Origin of the sequence: Gordonia shandongensis DSM 45094 (genome assembly GCF_000423025.1) — a bacterium.
Lineage (GTDB): Bacteria > Actinomycetota > Actinomycetes > Mycobacteriales > Mycobacteriaceae > Gordonia > Gordonia shandongensis.
Genome location: NZ_AUHE01000001.1, coordinates 363,072 through 381,101, shown reverse-complemented (window position 1 = coordinate 381,101; position 18,030 = coordinate 363,072). Strand labels below are relative to the sequence as shown.

Sequence of the window (18,030 nt, the reverse complement as noted above, 5' to 3'; positions counted from 1 at the left end):
TGGAACGAATGGAGGACCGACGGTGAATGCACCGATCGCACCGGCGCGCCTGCGTGTCGGCATCGTCTCCGCAGGCAGAGTCGGCACCGCCGTCGGCGAATCCCTCGCGGCGGCCGGCCACGACGTGGCCTCCCTGGTCGCCCGGTCCCCGGAATCCCGATCCCGCGCGGCAGCCCGGCTCCCCGACGCCCGGATCGTCGACACGGCGACCCTCACCGCCGACTCCTCGCTCATCCTCATCGCCGTCCCCGACACCGAACTTCCCGGCGTCGTCGACCAGATCGCCGCGGCCGCCCCGACGCCGGGCACCATCGTCGCCCACACCGCAGGAGCCCACGGGGCCGCGATCCTCGAACCCCTCGCCCGTCTCGGCGCGATCACCGTCGCCCTGCATCCGGCGATGACCTTCGTCGGCTCCACCGACGACACCGCACGCCTGGCGTCGTCGTGCTTCGGCATCACCTCCCGCGACGAGATCGGCGACGCCATCGCCGCCGCCCTGGTCCTGGAGATGGGTGCGACGCCCGTGCGGATCGCCGAAGACGACCGCACCCTCTATCACGCCGCCCTCGCCCACGGCGCCAACAACCTCATCGCACTGATCGGCGACGCCGTCGCCGCACTCGACGCCGCGATCGCCGGACCCCACGGCGAACACCGCGACACCGCGACCGTCGACGGCCCCGACCCCGGCGTCGCCGAACGGATCCTCGGCCCGCTGGTGCGGGCCTCCCTCGACAACGTGTTGGCGATGGGACCGTCGGCGCTCACCGGTCCCGTCGCCCGCGACGACACCGCCACCGTCGCCCGCCACCTCGCCGCCCTCGCCCGACTGCCCGACCCGCACCTGGTGGACGGCTACCGCGCGCTCGCCGCCCGCGCCGCCGCCCGCAGCGGCGCCGGCCCGCAGATGCACGAACTCCTGCACGAACAGTCCCCGGAGGTGACCGCGTGACCGGTTCCGACCTGTACGCACCGGGCCGCACGACGGTCCACCGCGACCCCGCCGACCTGCGGCGCGTCGTGACCGCACTGCGCCGCACCGGCAAACGCGTCGGCCTCGTGCCCACGATGGGCGCCCTCCACGAAGGCCACCTCCAACTCGTCAAGACCGCGCGGCTGCGGTGCGACGTCGTGATCGTGTCGATCTTCGTCAACCCGCTGCAGTTCGGGGACGGCGAAGACCTCGACGCCTACCCGCGGACCTTCGACGCCGACTGCGCTCTCCTCGAACCACTCGGGGTGGAGCTGGTGTTCGCGCCCACCGTCTCGGCCATGTACCCCGCGGGGCCGCGGACCACGATCCACCCCGGACCCACCGGGGCCATCCTCGAAGGCGCCTCGCGGCCGACGCACTTCGCCGGCATGCTGACCGTGGTCCACAAGCTCCTCGCGATCGCGTCGCCGCACGCCGCGTACTTCGGAGAGAAGGACTACCAGCAGCTCACCCTCATCAACGAGATGGTGAACGACCTCAACATGGACGTCGAGATCATCGGCGTCCCCACGGTCCGCGAGGCCGACGGCCTGGCCCTCTCCTCACGCAACCGCTACCTGTCCGATCAGCAGCGGCAGGCCGCGACCGTCCTCTCGGCGGCGCTCCTGGCAGGCAACCACGCCGCGGCCGGCGGCCGCGACGCCATCCTGGCGGCGGCACGCGCGGTCCTCGACACCGCCCCCGAGATCGACGTCGACTACCTCGAACTCCGCGGGCGCGGCCTGCAGGACCCACCCGAGACCGGCGACGGGAGGCTGCTGGTGGCGGCCCGCGTCGGACCGGCCCGCCTCATCGACAACGTGGGAGTCGCCATCGGCGTCGACCTGCGCGCAGGCGACCAGGCACTCACAGCACAGGAAGAGGGATGACCCGAATGTTCCGCACCATGATGACCTCGAAGATTCATCGCGCGACGGTGACGCAGGCCGATCTGCACTACGTCGGATCGGTGACCATCGACGCCGACCTGCTCGACGCCGCCGACCTCCTCGAAGGCGAACAGGTCTGCATCGTCGACATCGACAACGGCAACCGGCTCGAGACGTACGTGATCGCCGGTGAACGCGGGTCGGGGGTCATCGGGATCAACGGGGCCGCAGCCCATCTCGTGCACCCGGGCGACCTGGTGATCATCATCGCCTACGGCATCCTGAACGAGGCCGAACTGGCCGACTACTCGCCGCACGTGGTGTTCGTCGACGCCGACAACCGGCCGATGGCGCTCACCGCCGACCCCGCCGACGTGCCGGAGGGCTCGGGTCTCAAGGACCCGCGCCGACTGGCCGCCTCGGTGAACTGAGCGCGGACCAACCCGTGCTGCTCACCGTCAGCATCGGCAACACGAACATCCACCTGGGGGTGTTCGCCGGCCAGGGCGACCACGCGGAACTCGTCCGCGACTGGCGGATCCACACCCAGCAGGGGCTCACCGCCGACGAATTCGCACTCCAACTGCGCGGTCTGCTCGGCTCCGACATCGAACAGGTGACCGCCGTGGCGGGACTGTCGACGGTCCCGTCGCTGCTGCGTGCGATGCGCGAGATGCTGCCTCGCTACTTCCCGTCGGGCCCGCACGTCCTGCTCGAACCCGGTGTGCGCACCGGTGTCCCCCTGCTCGTCGACAATCCCAAGGAAGTCGGGACCGACCGCGTCGCCAACGCCCTCGCGGCGCACGAGAACTTCCCCGACCGGCCGTGCATCGTCGTGGCGTTCGGGACCGCGACCGTCGTCGACGCGGTGTCGGCGAAGGGTGAGTTCCTCGGCGGCGCCATCGCCCCCGGCGTCGACCTCGCCGTCCAGGCGCTCAGTGAGCACACCGTCACCGTCCGCAAGGTGGAGCTGATGCCGCCGCGCAGCGTGGTCGGCAAGAACACCGTCGAGGCGCTCCAGGCGGGCATCCTGTTCGGGTTCGCCGGCCAGGTCGACGGCCTCGTCGAACGCATCCGCACCCAGATTCCCGGCTTCGACGGCGACGACGTGGCCGTCGTCGCCACCGGCTACCTCGCGCCGCTGATGTTCAGCGAATGCCACAGTCTCACCGACCACCACCCGCACCTGGCGCTCGACGGCCTGCGTCGCGTCCACGAGCGCAGCCGCCGCACCCGCTCACGCGGCTGAACCGGTGGCGGCTCACCGTTCGCAGAGGTACCAGGTGCCGTCGATGCGCGCGATGTCGATCGTGAGTTCGCTGCCGCCGACCGCCGTCGTCGTCCGCCACTCGGCGACCGACGGATCGCGGGTCGTCGGCGTCGGCGACGGATAGGGTTCCGTGCTCACCCGACCCGGCGGCGGCAGCTGGTCGCTCTCCTCGAACCAGGTGCTCGGGGAGATCTCCGGTCGCACCCCCGGACACACCAGCCCCAGGAAGGCCTCGGTGTCGCCGTCGGTGACCGCGCGATAGAACGCCTGGTAGAAGCCGTCGACGTCGGTGGTTCCGGCCGGAACCGGCAGCGGTCGCCCCGAACCGCTCGAACATCCGCTGACGACGGCGCCGGACACCGCGATCACGACCACCGCGATCACGACGACCGCTAACCGCGAAGACCTGCCCACCGGTACTCCTCACATCGACCCGATCCGGATCAGTATCCGCGCGCGACGGCGGCGTCACCGACCGAACGGTCCACGTTCACGCGAACATGTGAAGGGAGTACCGGCGCAGGGGTTTCAGCGCAGGGGTTTCAGCGCAGGGGATCGGTCAACAGCAGCTCGCAGTTGCGGTCGGCGGCGGCCCCCAACAGCTCCGGATCGCGATGGACGTCGTTCAGCGACAGCTCGCGGTACAGACTCGCCAACCCGGCCGGCGACAGATCGGACGGATCGGCGGTGTACTCGGCGTCCGACTCGATGAGCGGCGTGAAGATGCTCAACGTGCCGTCGCCGTTGTCGGCGACCTCGATGATCCGTGCCAACTGCGGAAAGTCGATGTGGCTGGCGGTGTTGATCTCCCAGAAACTGTGCCGCGAGTCGGCACCGCGGTGCGGGATCATCTCGTTGCGATGCGTGTGACCGTTCACCCACGCGATCACGTTCGGATGGCGATGCAACTCCGCCACCAGCCGGGCGCCGTCGTACTGCTCCTCGCCGGGCGTCTCCGGATTCGGCAGTTTCGCCGTCATCGTGGTCGACGTGTGGTGGCTGAAGATCATCACCAACTGGTCGCGGTGCCTGGTGATCTGCCGCTTCATCCAGTCGAACTGCTTGGCGCTGATCGACCCGTCGGCGATGCCCAGACTGTTGGTGGTGTTCAGCGAGACGCCGAGGACCCCCGGAGCGATCTGGAAGGTGTACCAGGTGGGGCCGTCGGGGTCGGCGAAACCGTGCCCCACCGGTCCCGGACCGGTGATGGACGGATCGAAGTGCCTGCGCACGAACTCCCGCGGTGAGAACGGACGACGTCGACCGTCGGCCGTCGCCGGAACCGTCGGCCCGGTGACGCGCAGTCCGGCGAGCATCGGCCCGAGCGCTCCCGGATTGGATCGCAGCGCGTTCGCCAGCGCGGCGACCGCCGGATCGGTGTCGGGCAGATCGAGTTTCACCGCGCCGCCGTACAGCCAGTCGACGATGTTGTTGGGCACCGTGCCGAGCATCTGGTCGTCGTGGTTCCCGAAGACCGCGTACCAGGGGACGTCGAGCCCCGGACTCCGATGCGTCGCGATCGCGGCGCGCAGCAGGCCGGGGATCTGGATGAACCCGCGATCCTTGTAGATGTCCCACGAGTCGATTTCGGGACGGTAGTACTGCGAGCTGCCGGTGGCCTGTACACCCTCGAAGCGTCCGCGCGCACCCGAGTCGGGGGTGATCGCCCCGCCCGAGAGGATGCGCTGGTACCAGTCGAGTTCGAGGTGCTCGTGATTGTCGGTGTTGTCGCCCGTCGTGACGACGCAGTCGAATCGCCGTCCCGTGAACGGTCCCTGCCGCACCGCGTTGATCCGCCGGACGAGCGAGACCGCGCCCTGGGTGCCGAGCGCCTCCTGCGGACGGAACGCGCCGGGCGCCAGCTGGTGGACGTACTCGAATCGGGCCGGACTCTGGACGTCGACGATGTGGATGTCGGTGAGCTGCACGAACGAGGCGAGGGCCCGTCGTCGTCCATCGCGTCCCGGGGTGGCGGTCGCCAGATCGCGCCGCACCACCAGCGGCCAGCCGGGGCCGGCGACGAGCGGACGGTAACCGCCCTTGCGTGCCCGACCCGGCACACCGACCTTCGCGAGGGTGGTGCCCGCGGCGGCCGACGGCGCGGCGGGCTCGGCGTGCGCTCGCGCGGCGAACGCGCTTCCGGCTGCGACGACCCCGGCGGACGTCGCCAAGAATGCACGGCGTGAGTAGCGATTCGACATGCCCGTCACTGTAACCCCGGCCACACCCGTTCTGGAACCGGATCGTGTCAGATCGTCACGCCGTTGTGCCGTATTCCGTTACCCGATTCGGGGCACGAAATACGGCACAACGCTGGACCGCGGACCTGTGGACGACCGCCGGAACGATCCACATCCACCGTCATCGGCTGCCGTCCGGGGCTCCGGGCGGCGACAGTGACGAGATGACCACTCTCCGGAACACCGAGACGACGCAGGAACTCGAGGCGATCCTGCGCAACCAGGACGGCGTCGTCGCACGGAGCCAGGTGCTCGACTGCGGTCTCGGCTCCGCACACGTGCGACGACGGCTGCGCGCCCGCGACTGGGTGGCGGTCCACCCCGGCGTCTACGTGGAGCACACCGGGCCCCTGACCGACCGGCAACGTCGATGGGCCGCGGTCCTGCACGCGATGCCCGCGGCACTGAGTCACGAGACGGCGATCCGGGCCGCAGCAGTCGGCGGTGCGGTGACGAGCGGTGCGGCATCGCGCAGGGCGGCGGCGACCGCGCAGGCGGGGACCGTGCACGGTCCGATCCACGTGGTCGTCGACGCGAGCAGGCGGGTGTCGCCACGGCCGGGGATCGTCGTCCACTACAGCAGGCACATGGCCGAGCGGGTGCTCGACCACACGCATCCACCCCGCGTCCGGCTGGAGCACGCCGTCTTGGACGTGGCGGGCGGGGCGTCGTCGGACCTCGCGGCGATCGCCTGTCTGTCCGGCGTCGTCCAAGAACGGCTCACCACCCCGGACCGGCTGCTCGCGGCGCTGGCGAGTCGACGGCGGACCGGGCGTCGCGACTTCATCGGTGCCGTGCTGGCGGACGTCCGGGACGGCACGTGCTCGGTCCTCGAGCACCGCTATCTCGTCGATGTGGAACGGCCGCACGGACTGCCCACATCGGTGCGGCAGACGCCGACGGGGGTGGGGCGACGCGGATTCCGCGACGTCGAATACCCCGAGTGGGGGCTGATCGTCGAACTCGACGGCCGCGCCCACCACGACGACGCCGCGGCGCGCGACGCCGACCTCGAACGCGACCTCGACGCGATGGTGTTCGCGGGCAAACCGAGCATCCGGCTCGGCTGGGGGCAGGCCGTCGACCGTCCCTGCCGCACCGCGGGCAAGGTCGCCACGATCCTGGGCGCCCTCGGTTGGCGCGGCACTGCGGTCCGCTGCTCGCCCCAGTGCCCACTGGAATGAGGTGTGCCGTGTTGTGCCGTATTTCGTTACCCGAATCGGGTCACGAAATACGGCACAAGCCGTCGGGCCGCGAAACGACAGTAAAAATCAGTGTGAGGCAAACGGGTGGAGCGGGCGAGTGCGGTGTGGCAGAGTGGCAGTCGTGATCAAGAGCGTTCTGGAGTGTTGTCGCCGCTAGTCGCCGCCCCGTGCGGTCGGCTGCCCCGCCCACCCCCGCTCGTCTCGATCACCTGAGGACTCCCTCGCCATGACTCTCGCCTTCCGCGCACCCGTCACCACCTCGTACGTCGAGATCCCGCTGTCGCTGCAACCCCGCGACTACCTCGATGCGCTGAGCGACGGCGCCGTCGCCGTCGACCTGCGCTCCGCATCGTCGCGCGCCGCCGACGGCGTCCTCGTCGGCGCGCTCGCCCTTGCTTCCGACACCGCTGCCCCTGACGCCGCTGCTTCCGGCACCGCTGCTTCCGGCACCGCTGCTCCCGACACCGCCCTCGACCTGCTGTCCCCGGACTCCGCCCGCCGACTGCGCGCGGCATCGGCCGACTCCCGCTGGGTGATCGTCAGCACCGACGGCTACGACGCCGAGATGCTGGCCTGGCATCTGCAGGCCCGCGGAGTGCACGGTGCCCGATTCGTCGTCGGCGGCTACGCCGCCCTGCGCGCCGAAGGACTCACCGGGGCGGTGGACGACGACGCGCTCGGCCTCTACGACGCGCACTGATTTAGCAGCCGACTCCGCCGGGCCCTAATCTAGGGTGCGTGACTGACCAGGTTTCCGGCGCCTCCGCGGCCCACGCAGCAAGTTCCGATCACCAGACTCCCGAACAGATGCGTGTGCGCAGGGAGAAGCGCGACCGGATGCTCGGGGAGGGACGCGAGGCCTACCCGGTGCAGATCGGGCGGACCCACAGTCTCGCCGAGATCCGCGCCGCCCATCCGGACCTCGTCGCCGACACCGCCACCGGCGAGCAGGTCGGCGTCGCCGGCCGGATCATCTTCCTGCGGAACAAGGGCAAGCTGTGCTTCGCGACCCTGCAGGAGGGCGACGGCACCCAGCTGCAGGCGATGGTGAGCCGCGACGGCGTCGGCGAGGACTCGTTGGCCCGATGGAAGGCCGACACCGACCTGGGCGACATCGTCTTCGTCCACGGCGAGGTCATCAGCTCGCGCACCGGGGAGCTCTCGGTGATGGCCGACTCGTGGGAGATGGCGTCCAAGGCGCTCCGGCCGCTGCCGGTGGCGCACAAGGAGATGAACGAGGAGTCGCGCGTCCGACAGCGGTACGTCGACCTCATCGTCCGCCCCGAGGCGCGCGCCGTCGCCCGCACCCGCGTGGCGGCGATGGCCGAACTCCGCCGATTCCTCACCGATCGCGACTTCCTCGAGATCGAGACGCCGATGCTGCAGACGCTGCACGGCGGTGCGGCGGCGCGACCGTTCGTGACGCGGTCGAACGCCTTCGACATGGACCTGTACCTGCGGATCGCACCCGAACTGTTCCTCAAGCGCGCCGTCGTCGGCGGGTTGGAGCGGGTGTTCGAGGTGAACCGCAACTTCCGCAACGAGGGCGCCGACTCCACGCACTCGCCGGAGTTCGCGATGCTCGAGACCTATCAGGCCTACGGCACCTACGACGACGCCGCGGTGATGACCCGCGAACTCGTGCAGGCCGTCGCACTGGCGGCGACCGGAACCCTCACGCCGACGATGCCCGACGGCACCCGGTACGACCTGTCCGGCGAGTGGAAGTCGGTGTCGATGTACCCGTCGCTGTCGGAGGCGCTGGGTCGCGAGATCGTGCCGCTGGAGACGACGGTCGACGAACTGTTCGCGATCGCCGAGGAGGTCGGCCTCGACGTCCCCAAGGACAAGGGATACGGCCACGGCAAGCTGGTCGAGGAACTGTGGGAGCACCTCGTGGGGTCGACGATCGACGAGCCGGTGTTCGTCCGCGACTTCCCCGTCGAGACGTCGCCGCTGGTCCGCGCGCACCGATCCATCCCGGGTGTCGTGGAGAAGTGGGACCTGTACGTGCGCGGCTTCGAGCTGGCCACCGGCTACTCGGAGCTCATCGACCCGGTGATCCAGCGTGAGCGTTTCGTCGACCAGGCGAGGCTCGCGGCCGAGGGCGACGATGAGGCGATGGTTCTCGACGAGGAGTTCCTGGCGGCGATGGAGTACGGCATGCCGCCGACCGCCGGCACCGGGATGGGCATCGACCGGCTGCTCATGGCGATCACCGGCCTCGGCATCCGCGAGACGGTGCTGTTCCCGCTCGTGAAGCCGAGCCACTGACCGTCGGCGGGGAAGAGGCAGACGCCGCCTTCGCTCCGGCGAGGCAGGGCACGGGGGCTCGGGAGACGGCTGCTCGGGAGACGGCTGCTCAGGAGACGGCTGCTCAGGGGATGAGACGGACCCGCCGAGCGTTGACGACCGCCTCGAAACGGGTGGTCGCGTCGAGCTTGTGCAGGAGCGACTTCACGTAACCCTTCACCGTGTGCAGGCCGATGCCGAGCCGTTCGGCGATGGCCGGGTTCGACAGGCCGGCGCCGAGCAGCGACAGGACGTCCTGCTCGCGGGGCGTCAGGTGGACGGGGACGTCGTCGCCGGGGGCGTCGCCCGCGAGGTCCGCCGCGATCTCCAACATCTGCCGACGGACCGTCTCGTCCGACACCGCGTCGGCCAACGACCGCAGGCGGGCGTGCGACTGCTGCACCCGGGCACGCCACGACGCGAGCTCGTGCTCATCCTCGTCGGTGCGGAGGGTGCCGAGCACCTCGGAGACGGTCAGCTGCTGCTCCACGGCCCGCGCCTCGTCGGTGACGGCGTCGAGGGCGGCGTCGAGTTGATCGTGGCGACTGCGCCGCGCCGCGTACAGCACGCCGATGTGCTTGGTGCCGACGATGATGGGCGCCGCGACCATCGAGTACAGCTGTTCGGCGCGGATGATCGCGTCGTAGGTGTGCGTGATGAGCGGCGACTGGAAGTAGTCGTGCAGCGCGGTGGCGCGCCGCCGCGTGAGGACTCGACCGCCGAGCCCGTGACCGTAGTCGAGCAGCAGACCGCGCAGCGGTCCGACGACATCGCCGTCGAAGTAACTCAACTCGATGTTCCGGCCAGTCCCGCCGTCGGTCTCGTCGGCGGCACCGCGGCCGTGTGCGTCGCGCCCGGAGACCACGCGACCGGCGAATGTGAGGTGGGCACCGCTGCGTTCGCGGAGCCGCTCGAGCGGCCGCCGGAGCTGGCGAGCCAATTCGTCGCCCCCGAGGGGAGTACCCCTGCTCGGAGCACCCCAGCTCGGAGCACCCCTGTGCGGTGTACCCCTCTTCGGAGGGTTGTCGGTGGTGGGCGTCACAACAACGATTGTTCCAGACAAGTGCGACCACCATCGAACGGAGACCATTTATGAACGCGGAGCAGCAGACCCGAGCCTGGCTGGAGGCCTACGGCGCCCGCGATGCGAGTGCCGCGGATCTGCTCTGCGACCGGCACGACCGGGACGCGATCGCCTTCACCCTCGTCGACCCGGATCTGACGGCCGTGTCGATGACGTGGGGCGAACTCGCCGACGAGTCGAAGCGGATGGCGACGGTCCTGCGCGGGCACGGCGTCGGCCGCGGCGACCGCGTGCCGGTGCTGCTCGGCAAGCGGCGCGCCCTGGTGGTCACGCTCCTCGCGCTGTGGCGTCTCGGCGCCGTCCACGTCCCGCTGTTCACGGCGTTCGCGACCGGCGCCATCGAACTGCGCACCGAGGGCGCCAAGGCCGAGGTGGTCGTCACCGACGCCGGCCAGCGTGCCAAGGTCGATCCCATCGAGACGGTGACGGTGCTCGACGTCGACGAGCTGGTCGCCGAGTCGACGACGGCCGACGCCCTCGCGGAGTCCGTAGCGATCGGCGGCGATGCACCGCTGGTGCAGCTCTACACGTCCGGCACCACCGGCAAGCCGAAGGGCGTCCCGGTGCCGCTGCGCTGCCTCGCGTCGTTCCAGACCTACCTGCACTACTCGCTCGACGTGTCGGCCGACGACGTCTTCTGGAATGCGGCCGACCCGGGATGGGCGTACGGCCTGTACTACGCGCTGCTGGCGCCGATGGTCGCCGGCCGAACGAGCCTGCTGTTCGACACCGGGTTCACACCGGAGTCGACGGTGGCGGTGATCCGCCGATTCGGTGTCACCAACTTCGCCGCGGCGCCGACGATCTACCGGGCGATGCGGGCCGGCGCCGACCTGTCGGGGATCACGCTGCGCCGCGCGTCGTCGGCCGGTGAGCCGCTCACGCCCGACATCGTGTCGTGGGGTGTGCGCGAACTCGGCTGCGAGGTCCGCGACCAGTACGGGCAGACCGAACTCGGCATGGTCATCGGCAACCACTGGCATCCGGAGGTGGCGCAGCCGCTCAAACCGGGGTCGATGGGGCATCCGATGCCCGGCTATGCGGCGGGCCTCGTCGACGGGCAGATCGCGATCGACGTGGCGGGCAGCCCGCTGCTCTGGTTCACCGGGTACGACGCGGCGCCCGACAAGACGGCCGAACGGTTCACCGCCGACGGCGCCTGGTACCTGACGGCCGACACCGGCACCGTCGACTCCGACGGCTACTTCGCGTTCACATCCCGTGACGACGACGTGATCCTCGCCGCGGGCTACCGGATCGGACCGTTCGACGTCGAGAGCGTCCTGGCGGGCCACCCGGCCGTCAACGAGGTGGCCGTCGTCGGCCGTCCCGACCCCGAGGGCATCCGCGGCGAGGTCGTGGAGGCCTTCGTGGTCCTCAACGGCGGCTACGAGGCGGGCGACGAGTTGGCGGCCGAGCTGAAGAACCTCGTCCGCGACGAGTACTCCAAGCACGCCTATCCGCGCACCGTGCACTTCGTCGACGGGCTGCCCAAGACGCCGAGCGGAAAGATCCAGCGGTTCCTGCTCCGCCGCGACGGGGTTTGACGGGTGTCGCTCCGCGACGGGGTTTGACCGGTGTCGCTCCGCGACGGGGCCTGACGACCGAACCTCAGCGCATCGACCGTTTGAGGATCTTGCCCGACGCATTGCGCGGGAAGGCGTCGATGATCTCCACCGAACGCGGCACCTTGAAGTTCGCGAGGTGTTCGCGGGCGTGGGCGATCACGTCGTCGGTGCTCACCCGCGCGCCGTCCCTGACGGTGAGGAAGGCCTTCCCGACCTCGCCGAGGCGATCGTCGGGGACGCCGATGACGGCCACCTCGGTGACGCCCGGGATCCGCGCGAGGGCCTGCTCCACCTCGGCGGGGTAGACGTTGAAGCCGCCGCAGATGTACATGTCCTTGAGACGGTCGGTGATGGTCAGGTTGCCGTCGGCGTCGAGCCGCCCGACGTCGCCGGTGTGGAGCCAGCCGTCGGCGTCGATGGTCTCCGCGGTCGCCGCGGGATCGTCGAGGTAGCCGCGCATCACCATGGTTCCGCGGGTGAGGACCTCGCCCGCGCCGTTCTCGTCGACCTCGCCGAGCGCGACCTCCATGCCGTCGAACGCGCGGCCGCACGTGGTCGCGATCGTGACGGCGTCGTCATCGGGGCGGCAGGTGGTGATGAAGCCGCTCGTCTCGGTCTGCCCGTAGGCGGTGACGACGGTGTCGACGCCCAGCTCGGACTGGAGTCGTTCGATGAGGACCACCGGGACGATGGTCGCGCCGGTGACGACGGCCCGCAGGGTCGACAGGTCGTGCTCGGCGCGCGCCGGATCGTCGAGAATGGTCTGGAAGATCGTCGGCGCGCCGGGGAACACGGTGATGCCGTGGCGGGAGACCGCGCGCATCGCGTCGGCGGGGGAGTACACGGCCAACGGGTGCATGGTGACGCCGAACAGGAGCGCCGGCAGGATGCCGGCCTTGTAGCCGAAGGTGTGGAAGTACGGGTTGGCCATCAGGTAGCGGTCGCCGGGGCGCAGCGCGATGTTGGCGCCCCACGCGTGTGCGCCGTGCAGGGTGTGACGGTGCTCGGCCATCACCCCCTTGGGGGCTCCGGTGGTGCCGGAGGTGAACAGGATGTCGGACAGGTCGTCCTCTCGGACCGCGGCGGCGCGTTCGCGGACCACGGCGACGGAGGCGTCGGTGGCCGAGTCGAGCAGGGCGTCCCAGGTGACGGCGCCGTCGTGGGCGGCGTCGTCCTCGAGCGGGATGGAGATGACGGTTCGGCCGGCGGGGATCGGCGAGGCCATCACCTCGGCGAGGCGGTCGATGCCCGCGAAGAGTCCCGACGCGATCACCACGCGCGCCCCGGCGCGGTCGATGATGTCGGCGGCCTCGTGGGTGGTGTACCGGGTGTTGAGCGGCACCAGCACGGCGCCCGCGGAGTGGATGCCGAGCGTCGCGACAGGCCAGTGGTGGCTGTTGGGCGCCCACAGTGCGACGCGGTCGCCGGGTCGGACGCCGAGTTCCACCAGTCCGGCGGCGAAGCGGCGGGCGCGGTCGGCGAGCTGCGCCCAGGTCAGGGAGACGGGTTCGGCCCACTGGTCGTCGACGATCGCGAGTTCCTCCGGCCACTGCGACTCGGCGTCGAGCAGGGCGGCGGTGGTGGTCAGCGGTGTCGGAAGCATGAACAAAACCTAGCAAATGCTTGGTAGGTTAAGCTAGCGATATGACGTCGATCAATCTCGCCGATCGCAGCGTCGATCTCGGCGAATGGGCAGCACGCACCGAGAACGCCGCCGACGTGTTCGCCGGGGCGGTCCGCGACTGGCTGGACGAGAACCTGGTCGGGCACTTCGCCGAACTGCGCGGCCGCGGCGGACCCGGCAGCGAACACGAGTACTTCGAGCAGCGGCTCGAATGGGACCGCCACCTGGCCGCCGCCGGGTGGACCTGCCTCGGCTGGCCCGTGGAACACGGCGGCCGCGGCGCCACCATCGAACAGCGCATCATCTTCCACCGCGAATACGCCCGCGCCAACGCGCCGGCCCGCGTCAACCACCTCGGCGAAGAACTCCTCGGTCCCACCATCATCGAATACGGGACACCCGAACAGCAGAAGCGCTTCCTGCCGCCGATCGTCGACGTCACCGAACTCTGGGCGCAGGGATACTCCGAGCCCGGCGCCGGCAGCGACCTGGCGGCCGTCGCCACCTCCGCGGCCCTCGACGGCGACCACTGGGTGATCAACGGGCAGAAGATCTGGACGTCGCTGGCCCACCTGTCGCAGTGGTGCTTCGTGATCGCCCGCACCGAGAAGGGCTCCGCCCGACACCGGGGCCTCAGCTTCCTGCTCGTCCCGCTCGACCAGGACGGCGTCACCATCCGGCCGATCCAACAGATCACCGGGACCTCGGAGTTCAACGAGGTCTTCTTCGACGACGCCGTCACCGACGCCGACCTCATCGTCGGCGACCCCGGCGAGGGATGGAAGGTCGCGATGGGCCTGCTCCAGTTCGAGCGCGGCGTCTCCACACTCGGCCAACAGGTCGGCTTCCGGCGCGAACTCGAGAGCATCATCGACCTCGCCCGCCGCAACGGATCCATCGACGACCCCGAGATCGCCGCTCGCCTGCGACGGGCCAAGGTCGGCCTGACCGTCATGGAGGCCAACGCCCAGCGGACCCTCGCCGGCGACATCGTCTCGGCGACCGGCGCGGCGTCGGTGACCAAACTGCTGTGGGGCAACTGGCACCGCGACCTCGGCGAACTCGCCGTCGCCGTCGTGGGGGCGCCGTCGCTCATCGGACCGGCCGCGACCACCGAGGGCCGCGCCAACGACATCCGCGACCCCGAGCACGTCGAACTCGACGAATGGCAACGACTCCTGCTCTTCACTCGCGCCGACACCATCTACGGCGGCTCGAACGAGGTGCAGCGCAACATCATCGCCGAGCGAGTGCTCGGCCTACCCCGAGAGGCACGCGCATGAACACTCCCGTCTCACCGTTGGCCACCCCGCCCGCCGAGGTGGCCGGCCACAACCTGCTGGCAGGCAAGAAGGTCGTCGTCACCGCGGCCGCCGGCACCGGCATCGGCTTCGCGACCGCCCGACGCGCCCTCATGGAGGGCGCCGACGTGCTGGTCTCCGACTTCCATGAGCGGCGCCTCGGCGAGACGGTCGACACGCTGCGCGGCGAGTTCGGCGACCGCACCGTCACGTCGTTCGTCTGCGACGTCTCGAGCACCGACCAGGTCGACGCCCTCGTCGCCTCGGCCGCCGAGCAGCTCGGCCGCATCGACGTCATGGTCAACAACGCCGGACTGGGCGGTGAGACGCCGGTGGCCGACATGACCGACGAACAGTGGGACCGCGTCCTGGACATCACCCTGAACAGCACGTTCCGCGCCACCCGCGCCGCGCTGCGGTACTTCCGCGACGCCGGGCACGGTGGCGTCCTGGTGAACAACGCCTCGGTTCTGGGGTGGCGGGCTCAGCGCGGTCAGGCGCACTACGCGGCCGCCAAGGCCGGAGTCATGGCGCTCACCCGGTGTTCGGCGGTGGAGGCCGCCGACCACGGGGTCCGCATCAACGCCGTCGCGCCGTCGATCGCCAAGCACCCGTTCCTGGCCAAGGTCACGACCGACGAGCTGCTCGACGAACTGGCCTCCCGCGAGGCGTACGGTCGCGCCGCCGAGGTCTGGGAGATCGCGGCGACCATCGCGATGCTCGCCAGCGACTACACCACCTATCTGACCGGCGAGATCGTCTCGATCTCCAGTCAGCGCGCCTGACGGTCGGCGCCCGACGTTCCAGCACTTCACCACCAGGGAGACACCATGACCACACCCCAGGCCTACATCGTCGACGCCGTCCGCACGCCGGTCGGCAAGCGCGGCGGCTCGCTCGCCGCCGTCCACCCCGCCGACATGGGCGCGCACGTGATCCGCGCGATCGTCGAGCGCACCGGGATCGACCCCGAGGTCGTCGACGACGTGGTGTTCGGCTGCGTCGACACGATCGGTCCGCAGGCCGGCAACATCGCGCGCACCGCCTGGCTGGCGGCCGGGATGCCGCTGGGCGTCCCGGGGACCACCGTCGACCGCCAGTGCGGGTCGAGCCAGCAGGCCATCCACTTCGCGGCGCAGGCCGTCATGAGCGGCACGCAGGACGTCGTCCTGGCCGGCGGTGTCCAGAACATGAGCGCCATCCCGATCAGCCAGGCGATGATCGCCGGTCAGCAGTTCGGCTTCACCACCCCGACGGCGGAGTCGACGGGCTGGGTGGAGCGGTTCGGCGACCAGGAGATCAGCCAGTTCGTCGGCGCCGACATGATCGCGAAGAAGTGGAACATCTCCCGACTGGAGATGGAGGAGTTCGCGCTCCGCAGTCATCAGCGCGCTCGGGCGGCCATCGACGCCGGTCGCTTCGACGACGAATACGTGCCGTTGGGCGACTGCGTGGTCGACGAGTGCCCGCGGGAGACGAGCCTGGAGAAGATGGCGTCCCTCGACGTCCTGGCCGAGGGGTCGCAGCTCACCGCGGCGGTGGCTTCGCAGATCTGCGACGGCGCCTCGGCGACGCTCGTGGTGTCCGAGCGGGCGCTGGCGCAGTACGGTCTCACGCCGCGGGCCCGCATCCACCACATGTCGGTGCGCGGCGACGATCCGGTGATGATGCTCTCGGCACCGATCCCGGCGACCGAGTACGCGCTGGCGAAGACCGGGCTGAGCATTGACGACATCGACGTGGTGGAGATCAACGAGGCGTTCGCGCCGGTGGTCCTCTCGTGGCTCAAGGAGACCGGTGCCGATCCGGATCGGGTGAATCCCAACGGCGGCGGCATCGCACTCGGGCACCCGCTGGGCGCCACCGGGGCCAAGCTGTTCGCGACTCTGCTCAACGAGTTGGAGCGCACCGGCGGACGCTACGGACTGCAGACGATGTGCGAGGGCGGCGGCACGGCCAACGTCACCGTCATCGAACGCCTCGGCTGACCGCCGAGCGCCGACTCGCCGCGTCACGAATGTGCCGTCGTGACCGGATCCGGCCCCGTTTCCGCACGGCCCGACGTATCGTCCGAACAGACGATCCGGACCGCTCGGGGACGGGGCCGGATCGTCGTTCCCCGACAGTGAGTGAAAGGTGTTCCCATGGGTAGCTTGCCCGATACGTCCGGCATCGAGGGCTTCATGAAGACGATCAACGCCCTCATGGCCCAGGTCGGCTCCAGCGGCGGCGAGGACGACGCCGAGGACTGAGTCCGACCCCCGAATCGACCCCCGGGCGGGTCACGGTGCGCTGCGAGCACCGTGACCCGCCCGGCGGCGTTCGCGGGGGGGCGAGCGGTGGTCGCCGGACGACGATTTTGGGGCGGCGAGTGCACTTCTGTGCCGTGTTTCTGTCCTCCGATGGAAGGATCAGCGGTCTCGTCATAGTGTCCTGAGCAGGACAGACGGCGACATCGAGGGTGATTCTCGCCTCGATGAGACACGAAGCGGTTTCCGATTCGAGTGTTACCCGCATCTCATGTCGCTATAGTCCGAATGGACCACAGAGACCGGCTCGCCGGTTATCTGTGGCCGACAATTCCCCGATGTACGAACGAAAGGCACGATCATGGGTGACATCCCAGACATCTCCGGCGTCAACGGCCTCATGAAGACCCTCAACGCACTGCTCGGTGATCTCGGCTCGAACGAGAACGGCGGCAGCCAGTTCGGTGGCGGCGACGAGGAGTGACGTCCGACCTCCGATGAGGTTCGGTCGTCGATGACGATCCGACCCGAGGAGCGGGCCGCGGCGCGCTGCGAGCGCCGCGGTCCGCTCTGGGACGGTAGCAGCCCGATGAAGGTCGACACTCTCGACGCACCCCGTTTCGCCAGCGCTTTTCGTCTGATCGGACGATCACTGGCCGAGATCCCCGTATACCGGTGGATCCTCGGCGAGCACGTCGCCGACCCCGAGGCGTGTTCCCTCCTGGCCCGCATCCTGTTTCGATCGATCGCCGACTCCGGGCACCTGCTCGGCGTCATGAATCCCGAGCAGGCGGACCCCGAGGAGGCGGACCCCGCCGAGGTGATCGGTGTGCTGGCCTGGCTCCCCCCGGGAGTCGACGGCCCCGCCCCGGACCCCGCGGATCAGGAACGCGACGCCCGCGACCTCGTCGCCCGACCGGACATGGCCCGCAGACTCGTCGACTTCTGGTCGAACTCGCCGATGTACGCACCGGCACCGGACGCCGTCGATCTGACCTTCGCCGCCGTGGAACCCGAGTGGCGCCACGCGGGCGTCATCCGCGCCCTCATGGAACCGGTGGAGAAGTACTGCATCCACCACGAGATCCCCTACTACGTCTGGACCGGACTCGAATCGCTCCGCGACGTCTACATCGGCGGCTGGGGCGTAGAGCCCTTCGCCGAAGTGGAGTTCGTCGACGGATCCACGCTCTACGGACTGGTCTCCGACCGACCGCCGGTCTTCTCCGGCTCCCGCTGACCCGGGCCCCGACCCGAACGCGCACCGCCCGGATGCGGCGCCCGAACAGGCACCGCCCGGCCCCACAACTGAATCCCTCCCCATCCCCGAT

The 18,030-nt window shown here is 70.0% G+C and carries 17 protein-coding genes; 13 read left to right on the top strand and 4 right to left on the bottom strand.

Annotated features, from left to right (window positions below):
* Positions 1-22 precede the first annotated feature (22 nt).
* From G528_RS0101980 to G528_RS0101965, 4 genes are read left to right on the top strand one after another with little or no spacing between them, the layout of a single operon-like run.
* Positions 23-955 (top strand): Rossmann-like and DUF2520 domain-containing protein, encoded by a 933-nt coding sequence (locus G528_RS0101980; RefSeq protein WP_026917507.1) that lies wholly within the window; start codon positions 23-25, stop codon positions 953-955.
* Positions 952-1,866 (top strand): pantoate--beta-alanine ligase, encoded by a 915-nt coding sequence (gene panC, locus G528_RS16090; RefSeq protein ID WP_051198171.1) that lies wholly within the window; start codon positions 952-954, stop codon positions 1,864-1,866. The genes G528_RS0101980 and panC overlap by 4 nt, the downstream gene beginning before the upstream one ends.
* Positions 1,867-1,871: 5 nt before the next feature.
* On the top strand, positions 1,872-2,297 hold the full coding sequence (panD, locus tag G528_RS0101970; protein ID WP_026917506.1) for an aspartate 1-decarboxylase: 426 nt from the start codon (positions 1,872-1,874) through the stop codon (positions 2,295-2,297).
* A gap of 14 nt (positions 2,298-2,311) precedes the next feature.
* Positions 2,312-3,115, top strand: a complete 804-nt coding sequence (locus tag G528_RS0101965; protein WP_026917505.1) for a type III pantothenate kinase — start codon at positions 2,312-2,314, stop codon at positions 3,113-3,115.
* Between the two features lie 12 nt (positions 3,116-3,127).
* On the opposite strand, the gene G528_RS0101960 is transcribed toward G528_RS0101965, so the two are convergent.
* Both G528_RS0101960 and G528_RS0101955 read right to left on the bottom strand, forming a co-directional pair.
* Positions 3,128-3,550: a hypothetical protein gene (locus tag G528_RS0101960; protein WP_156890321.1), complete on the bottom strand. Its 423-nt coding sequence runs from the start codon at positions 3,548-3,550 to the stop codon at positions 3,128-3,130.
* A gap of 128 nt (positions 3,551-3,678) precedes the next feature.
* Entirely contained in the window at positions 3,679-5,337 is a 1,659-nt protein-coding gene (locus tag G528_RS0101955) for a TIGR03767 family metallophosphoesterase (protein ID WP_026917503.1), read from the bottom strand.
* A 203-nt stretch (positions 5,338-5,540) separates the two neighbouring features.
* Between G528_RS0101955 and G528_RS16085 the strand changes: the two genes are divergently transcribed.
* The 3 genes from G528_RS16085 (at position 5,541) to lysS (ending at position 8,855) form a co-directional block, all read left to right on the top strand.
* Positions 5,541-6,560, top strand: a complete 1,020-nt coding sequence (locus G528_RS16085) for a hypothetical protein (protein ID WP_051198216.1) — start codon at positions 5,541-5,543, stop codon at positions 6,558-6,560.
* Positions 6,561-6,807: 247 nt separating this feature from the next.
* Positions 6,808-7,281, top strand: coding sequence for a hypothetical protein (locus G528_RS0101945; protein ID WP_026917502.1), 474 nt, complete (start codon positions 6,808-6,810; stop codon positions 7,279-7,281).
* A gap of 107 nt (positions 7,282-7,388) precedes the next feature.
* Entirely contained in the window at positions 7,389-8,855 is a 1,467-nt protein-coding gene (gene lysS, locus G528_RS0101940) for a lysine--tRNA ligase (protein WP_084637974.1), read from the top strand.
* A 103-nt stretch (positions 8,856-8,958) separates the two neighbouring features.
* On the opposite strand, the gene G528_RS0101935 is transcribed toward lysS, so the two are convergent.
* Complete coding sequence (locus tag G528_RS0101935; RefSeq protein WP_026917500.1) at positions 8,959-9,813, bottom strand: helix-turn-helix transcriptional regulator; 855 nt, start codon at positions 9,811-9,813, stop codon at positions 8,959-8,961.
* Between the two features lie 152 nt (positions 9,814-9,965).
* Between G528_RS0101935 and G528_RS0101930 the strand changes: the two genes are divergently transcribed.
* Entirely contained in the window at positions 9,966-11,504 is a 1,539-nt protein-coding gene (locus tag G528_RS0101930; RefSeq protein WP_026917499.1) for an AMP-binding protein, read from the top strand.
* A gap of 64 nt (positions 11,505-11,568) precedes the next feature.
* Here G528_RS0101930 and G528_RS0101925 read toward each other — a convergent pair whose 3' ends face one another.
* Complete coding sequence (locus tag G528_RS0101925) at positions 11,569-13,128, bottom strand: FadD3 family acyl-CoA ligase (protein WP_026917498.1); 1,560 nt, start codon at positions 13,126-13,128, stop codon at positions 11,569-11,571.
* A gap of 41 nt (positions 13,129-13,169) precedes the next feature.
* Between G528_RS0101925 and G528_RS0101920 the strand changes: the two genes are divergently transcribed.
* The 5 genes from G528_RS0101920 to G528_RS0101895 all read left to right on the top strand — a co-directional run bounded on the left by G528_RS0101920 (position 13,170) and on the right by G528_RS0101895 (position 17,939).
* Positions 13,170-14,432 (top strand): acyl-CoA dehydrogenase family protein, encoded by a 1,263-nt coding sequence (locus G528_RS0101920; RefSeq protein WP_026917497.1) that lies wholly within the window; start codon positions 13,170-13,172, stop codon positions 14,430-14,432.
* Complete coding sequence (locus G528_RS0101915; RefSeq protein ID WP_026917496.1) at positions 14,429-15,235, top strand: SDR family oxidoreductase; 807 nt, start codon at positions 14,429-14,431, stop codon at positions 15,233-15,235. The genes G528_RS0101920 and G528_RS0101915 overlap by 4 nt, the downstream gene beginning before the upstream one ends.
* A gap of 45 nt (positions 15,236-15,280) precedes the next feature.
* Positions 15,281-16,438: an acetyl-CoA C-acetyltransferase gene (locus G528_RS0101910; RefSeq protein ID WP_026917495.1), complete on the top strand. Its 1,158-nt coding sequence runs from the start codon at positions 15,281-15,283 to the stop codon at positions 16,436-16,438.
* 622 nt (positions 16,439-17,060) lie between these two features.
* Positions 17,061-17,183 (top strand): hypothetical protein, encoded by a 123-nt coding sequence (locus tag G528_RS18855; protein WP_281170323.1) that lies wholly within the window; start codon positions 17,061-17,063, stop codon positions 17,181-17,183.
* 30 nt (positions 17,184-17,213) lie between these two features.
* Positions 17,214-17,939, top strand: coding sequence for a hypothetical protein (locus G528_RS0101895; protein WP_026917494.1), 726 nt, complete (start codon positions 17,214-17,216; stop codon positions 17,937-17,939).
* The last annotated feature ends 91 nt before the right edge of the window (positions 17,940-18,030 follow it).

Bases quoted from the DNA above. Each gene is read 5' to 3' on its own strand.
- panD (WP_026917506.1), top strand. From the start codon at position 1,872: ATGTTCCGCACCATGATGACCTCGAAGATTCATCGCGCGACGGTGACG.
- G528_RS0101955 (WP_026917503.1), bottom strand. From the start codon at position 5,337: ATGTCGAATCGCTACTCACGCCGTGCATTCTTGGCGACGTCCGCCGGG.
- G528_RS16085 (WP_051198216.1), top strand. From the start codon at position 5,541: ATGACCACTCTCCGGAACACCGAGACGACGCAGGAACTCGAGGCGATC.
- G528_RS0101945 (WP_026917502.1), top strand. From the start codon at position 6,808: ATGACTCTCGCCTTCCGCGCACCCGTCACCACCTCGTACGTCGAGATC.
- lysS (WP_084637974.1), top strand. From the start codon at position 7,389: ATGCGTGTGCGCAGGGAGAAGCGCGACCGGATGCTCGGGGAGGGACGC.
- G528_RS0101930 (WP_026917499.1), top strand. From the start codon at position 9,966: ATGAACGCGGAGCAGCAGACCCGAGCCTGGCTGGAGGCCTACGGCGCC.
- G528_RS0101925 (WP_026917498.1), bottom strand. From the start codon at position 13,128: ATGCTTCCGACACCGCTGACCACCACCGCCGCCCTGCTCGACGCCGAG.
- G528_RS0101920 (WP_026917497.1), top strand. From the start codon at position 13,170: ATGACGTCGATCAATCTCGCCGATCGCAGCGTCGATCTCGGCGAATGG.
- G528_RS0101915 (WP_026917496.1), top strand. From the start codon at position 14,429: ATGAACACTCCCGTCTCACCGTTGGCCACCCCGCCCGCCGAGGTGGCC.
- G528_RS0101910 (WP_026917495.1), top strand. From the start codon at position 15,281: ATGACCACACCCCAGGCCTACATCGTCGACGCCGTCCGCACGCCGGTC.
- G528_RS18855 (WP_281170323.1), top strand. From the start codon at position 17,061: ATGGGTGACATCCCAGACATCTCCGGCGTCAACGGCCTCATGAAGACC.
- G528_RS0101895 (WP_026917494.1), top strand. From the start codon at position 17,214: ATGACGATCCGACCCGAGGAGCGGGCCGCGGCGCGCTGCGAGCGCCGC.